Raw genomic sequence first — 5354 nt, 5'->3', positions numbered from 1 at the left:
GGCCTGCTGCGCGTGGTCCATGAGGCTGCGCGGCGTCTCCGGCTGTTCCTTCGATTCCGCCACGAGGACGTCGCCATTGGGAAGGACCTCGATCCAGCGGGGATGATCGAGGTCCGACGCAAAGGCATTGACCTGAAGCCCCGGCGCAGGGGTGGGCAGACGCCCGTTCTTCCAGCCCTCTGCGGCGGGAAGCTTCAAAGTCATGATTCCTTGTTTCCGCGCAGCCGGAATCTGGGGTGTCAGCCCGACGGCTTGATGCGACGGAGAACCAAAGCGCCTGACGAGCGCGACAGCGCCACCCACGACTTCAGTTGCCTTCGCAACAATTCCCATAGTCGACCGTCTCGTTCTGAAGAGCATGTAGGGAGAGTACCAACACCTGCAGGGGTTTGGCACAGATAAGCGGTTTTCATCGTGACATGAGGCTCCGTCAAGGCATTTCACGCTCCCGCATCGGTCCCAATCATCTTGCCAACGAGCAACCGGTCGAAGCTCTTGGCAGCTTCCCGCCTGCTGTACTCCAACCGGACGGTTCGCCTTCGGCCCGTTCGATCCACGTTGACGATCGTCGATCCTTCTCCCTCGGCCATTCCGGACGAAGGAGAACCGCAATGGGACACTCCGAGTATGATCCGGCGGTCAAGGCTCGACGAGCGTGGAACGCAGGGCGAACGGTCGGCGCGAAACGAGCCGTGAAGCCACAACAGGTCTGGGCATGTGGACCGGCATGCAAAATTCGCACGCCGTATCACACTTGACTTCGTCAGCCCGCTTCAGTTCGAAAGACGGGCCGCGTAAATGCGAAAACGCTTTCCACTCTCGCGAAGCAAGTTCACGGAGCCCTGTCGCAAAAGACGGCGCGGCTGATAATCTTCAAGTTCGCGATGGCCGCCGGCAAGACATGGAGAAGACTGAAAAGCGAAAACCGCTTGCCGATGGTCATCGCCGGCATCAAATTTAGAGACGGTGTCGCCGTCACCGCGGCCGCCGACCAACGCGCCGCCCGATCGGACCCGTCACCCAACTTCGGTCATAGCTCAGGTGCGAATGGGCGCGAGCTCGGGCGTTACTACGCCGTGACGCTGAACCCTGCGCGGCCAATTGAGACCAAACGGTCGGTTCATCGATCTGCGCCAGGGTCCCTCGCCAATCAACGCCATCGGCGAGGTGGAACGACGACGATTCATGTAGCCGACGTCTGGCGGAGGCTTGAAGCAAAAGGATAATATCCGCTCTGCTGGCTCTGCTGCTGTGGTCCGTCTGAGCTAAAGGCACCGGCGTGCCGGTCGAGCCACGTCGTCAAGTCGTCGAATGGCATGGGGCGGCCGAACAGATATCCTTGGAACTCCCTATAGCCGAGTTGGCGAAGTATCCTCAACTGGTCGGCTTCCTCCACCCCCTCCACTACGCATGTTAGTTTCAGGGAGGAGTACAACGCCAGGACCGAACGCAGGATATTCAGGCCCGGCCCCGTCGTGCAGCCATTGACGAAGCTCCGGTCGACCTTGACCTTGTCCACGGACAAGCGGTTCAGATAACCGAGGCTCGAATAGCCGGTGCCAAAGTCGTCGAGGGCAATCTGCACCCCGAGCGCACGCAACAGCAGAATTGACCTCTGTGCCGCCGCGAAGTCGCGCATGACAGCCGTTTCCGTCAACTCGAAGATAAGGCGCGACGGGTCGACGTTTCTCCGACGGATAAGCGTGGTCAGGGCGACTAGTGTCTCGGAGTTTGTGACGTCGTGCGCCGAAAGGTTGAATGATAGCTTTAATTCTGGCGGCAGTCGTTCAATCAGCGTAAGCGCCTTACCGAGAAGCACCATCGTCAGGTTCTGGATCAGACCAGTCCGCTCGGCGACCGTGATGAAGACGTCAGGTCGGACGTCGCCGAGCATGGGGCTGTGCCAGCGCGCCAGAGCTTCGACTGCGACAACGCCGCCAGTATGGCCATCGACCACCGGCTGGAGATGAAGCTCCATCTCGTCATCGAGGTTTGCTGTGCGCAGCGCTGCCTCGATGGCGCGTTCGGGTTTGATCTGGCGTTCGTGCTCGGCAGAATAGACCGTAACTGCCCCACGACGCTCACTTTTTGAATGATAGAGCGCATAGTCGGCGTGATCAAAGAGTTCATGCGCTGTCCGTCCGCCTTCCAGAAACACAGCCACGCCGCATGATGCGCCGATTTCCACACACATGCTTTCAAGATTAAACGGCACGCCTACAGCGTGGCAAAGTTGCTCGGCGGTATCCCGAGCCACCCGTTCGCCGGCATCGATCAGGAAACCAAATTCGTCGCCACCCAGACGTGCAACGAGAACTTGATCGCCGCCGGCAGCACGCAGCCTCTCGGCAACCTGTTCCAAAAGCCTGTCGCCGATGAAATGGCCATAGGTGTCGTTGACGGGCTTGAAGCGATCGAGATCGAGCGTCCCCACGGCGAACGGCTCACCATCTGCCGCAGCCCTCTCGACCCGCCGCTGCAATTCGGCGAAGAAGTGGCGGCGGTTTGGTAATCCCACCAGCGGATCCGTATGAGCAAGCCGCATGTTTTCGATGCTTAGCCGCTCCAGCTCGCTCCGCGAGGCGACGACTTCGCTGAAGCCACGGAAGCTGTTGATGAGAACCTGGAGCATGACGATCGACACCAGGACCACGTTGAGACTGATCGACACGAAGACCGGACGACCTTGGATTAAGTAAAAGGTGAGGAATGGCACGAAGACGGCGACGGTTACGCCGATCGCGGCCTGAGGCAGATGCATGAGGCAGAAGATGCAGCCCATGACAGTCACTGCGACAAACACCGCCACGTGGGCGTTCTCGTATGCGCCGCCATAGCCGTTCAGCCCAAGAGCCCAGCCGATGTAGGCGAGAGCGAGCAGGACTGCCAGCACGATAGTGAGACGTAACTGCCGAAGAGCTGAGGAGACGTCGACGTGGCGGCCTAGGCGCTTCAGCCAGACCAGCAATCGCGCCATCGACACGGAGATCAGCATTGCCGGCACAGCGAGCGTCATCCAGGCAGGTGCGACGTCAAAATGTGTGTAGGCAACCGCGACAGAGTTGACCGCTAGCAGCGCATAAAGAAGCGGCACCTGCCGCTGCAGCTCCTTGAATTGGGCTAAGACGATGTTCGGCGATACATCCCGCAACGCGAACCACTTTGCCACTTGCGCGACACTCATCAGACGTCCCCTTAGCCTTGCACGGATATCCTAAGAGGGAATCCTGAACGCGAGGTTTGGAAGAGCCGGGACTGTGAAGGAGCTTGAGATTGACCGCGTAATTCAAGGAGATGAACAGGATAAAAAAATCAGCAATTTCAAATCATAGCGGGAGTGCCGAAATGCCGTGCCCCGCACTGGAGAGATAAAGCAAGTAAAGGTTACAATAATGCGCCGATTGTATCAAATGTTAATGCTCTAGCAGACTGCGATAAAGCCCATCCACGGCAGCGCCTACGGCTTCCCGGATGACCATCGAATATACTACATGCTTATGTTCCATTTTTGCCTGTCGATAACCCTTTGGCATCTAATGGCCTGTACATCTTGAAGGACTGTTCAAGGTGGCGGCGGCATGGATGTGCGGACGACGCGGCTGACGGCCGCATATTTTTTGCCGGTTCTCGGCCTGTTGATCCTGACCGGCGTCTTCGTCGCGTTCACAGCCTATTGGTCTGCCACCGAGACCGATGCCGACTCCATTCAGCGCGAAACCACCCTTGTCCGGCGGCTGCTCGATCAGCGGATCGCGGATGTGACGAGAAACCAGCAGACGTCCACCACCTGGGACGATGCCGTCAACGAGGTACTCGGCCCGCGCGACCTGGATTGGCTCGACGCAAACCTCGGCGTCTGGATGCACACCTACTTCGGGATCGACCGCGTCTTCATTCTCGACGGTGGCGATCACTCCATCTATGCGATGATCGGCGGCACCCGACTGGCGCCGGACACCTACTTCTCGCACGCGGCAATTCTTGCGCCGATCGTGGCCCGGCTCCGGCGGCTCAGAAGGACGGCGGCTTCTCTCGATGATGCGCCGACATTCGTTCGGCGCTACGTGCTCCTGGAGAACCGACCGGCCGTCGTGAGCGCCGCGGCAATCATTTCCGACACCGGCAAGATCCATCAGGCGGCGGGACAGGAACCGGTCCACGTGGCGGTCGAGTTCCTCGACGGGCCGTTCCTGTCGAAGCTGGCGTCGGACTTCCTGATCCGGAACCCGCGGTTCTCCTGGACCGGGCATCTCGGCCCTCATGAGGCCGCGTTTCCGCTGGCGACTGACGGCACAGACATCGGCTATCTGCTCTGGACGGTGCAGCAGCCGGGAATGAAAGTGCTCGACCGGATGGTGCCGATCCTGGCGGGAGCAGGGATGGTCATCCTGCTGCTCGCCGGGCTCCTTCTGTTCCGGCTCTACCGCACGACCCGCAAGCTCGTAAGTTCACAGAGGCAGATCGAGCATATGGCGCATCACGACGCGCTGACCGGCCTCGCGAACCGCTTCTCCTTCGATCAGCGACTTGAACAACGGCTTCAGGAGTTCGAGCAGACGAGGCGAAGCTTCGCGGTGCTCTATCTGGATCTAGATCGCTTCAAGGACGTCAACGACACCCTCGGCCACCAGGCAGGTGACGAACTGATCCGCCAGGTGGCGGCGAGGCTGCTTTCGTTGGTGTCCGGCAAGGACATGGTCGCGCGGCTGGGGGGTGACGAGTTCGCGGTTCTGCGAGACGCGGTCACCGACCGAATGGAGATTGAAGTTCTCTCACGCCGCATCGTCGAGGCCATTCAGAGCCCGTTCGAGGTGGCCAAGCAACAGGTGGTCATCGGAATCTCGATCGGCGTCGCCATCGCCTTCCGGGATACGCTGACACAGCTTGATTTGGTCCGCCGGGCGGACGTGGCTCTGTACCGCGTGAAAAGCTCCGGCCGCGGCGGCTACGTCATCTTCGAAGAGCAGATGGAGCGGCTTGGGTTCGGTGGAGCGATGCGAGAGATATCAAGGCGGGGCTAGCGGCGGCTCCTCGCTGTCATTCGGCGACACGCCATGAGTCTCGATCAGCCAAACACAACCAGAGGTTTACTTCGCCGACCGGCTTCAGTCCAGTCGACACTTGAGCGGAGGCCGACGCCCGGCAGGCAGCCGGGCGCGGCATGTCGGATCAGCCCTGGATAGCCATCGAGCGCGCGACCTCGGCGGCGCTGATGCCTTCGAGGGCGAGGCCGTAGCCGGTGCCTGTCAAACGGCTTTGGAACGGGACCCCTCATCGGCGTCCAAACGGGGGTCTGACTCACAACTGATGCAGTTGAGGAGCGAATTGGCGGTTCCCGAGGGAGGTCGCCATGT

At 60.2% G+C, this 5354-nt stretch carries 2 protein-coding genes and 2 pseudogenes; 2 read left to right on the top strand and 2 right to left on the bottom strand.

What is annotated here, in order from left to right:
• Positions 1-333 (bottom strand): annotated as a pseudogene (locus AB5S17_RS23245) (sorbosone dehydrogenase family protein); the annotation flags it as partial.
• A 503-nt stretch (positions 334-836) separates the two neighbouring features.
• On the opposite strand from AB5S17_RS23245, the pseudogene AB5S17_RS23240 reads away from it, so the two are divergent.
• A pseudogene (locus AB5S17_RS23240) lies at positions 837-1004 on the top strand (IS256 family transposase); the annotation flags it as partial.
• Positions 1005-1183: 179 nt separating this feature from the next.
• Here the strand turns inward: AB5S17_RS23240 and AB5S17_RS23235 are convergent.
• Positions 1184-3184 (bottom strand): putative bifunctional diguanylate cyclase/phosphodiesterase, encoded by a 2001-nt coding sequence (locus AB5S17_RS23235; RefSeq protein ID WP_369243558.1) that lies wholly within the window; start codon positions 3182-3184, stop codon positions 1184-1186.
• 394 nt (positions 3185-3578) lie between these two features.
• Between AB5S17_RS23235 and AB5S17_RS23230 the strand changes: the two genes are divergently transcribed.
• Positions 3579-5021: a diguanylate cyclase gene (locus AB5S17_RS23230; RefSeq protein ID WP_369243557.1), complete on the top strand. Its 1443-nt coding sequence runs from the start codon at positions 3579-3581 to the stop codon at positions 5019-5021.
• Positions 5022-5354 lie beyond the last annotated feature (333 nt).

Origin of the sequence: Jiella sp. M17.18 (assembly GCF_041027365.1) — a bacterium.
Lineage (GTDB): Bacteria > Pseudomonadota > Alphaproteobacteria > Rhizobiales > Rhizobiaceae > VKMB-3413.
This window is presented reverse-complemented; position numbering and strand designations above follow the sequence as displayed.

Coding starts and splice junctions, on each gene's coding strand:
- AB5S17_RS23230 (WP_369243557.1), top strand. CDS start 3,579: ATGGATGTGCGGACGACGCGGCTGACGGCCGCATATTTTTTGCCGGTT.
- AB5S17_RS23235 (WP_369243558.1), bottom strand. CDS start 3,184: ATGAGTGTCGCGCAAGTGGCAAAGTGGTTCGCGTTGCGGGATGTATCG.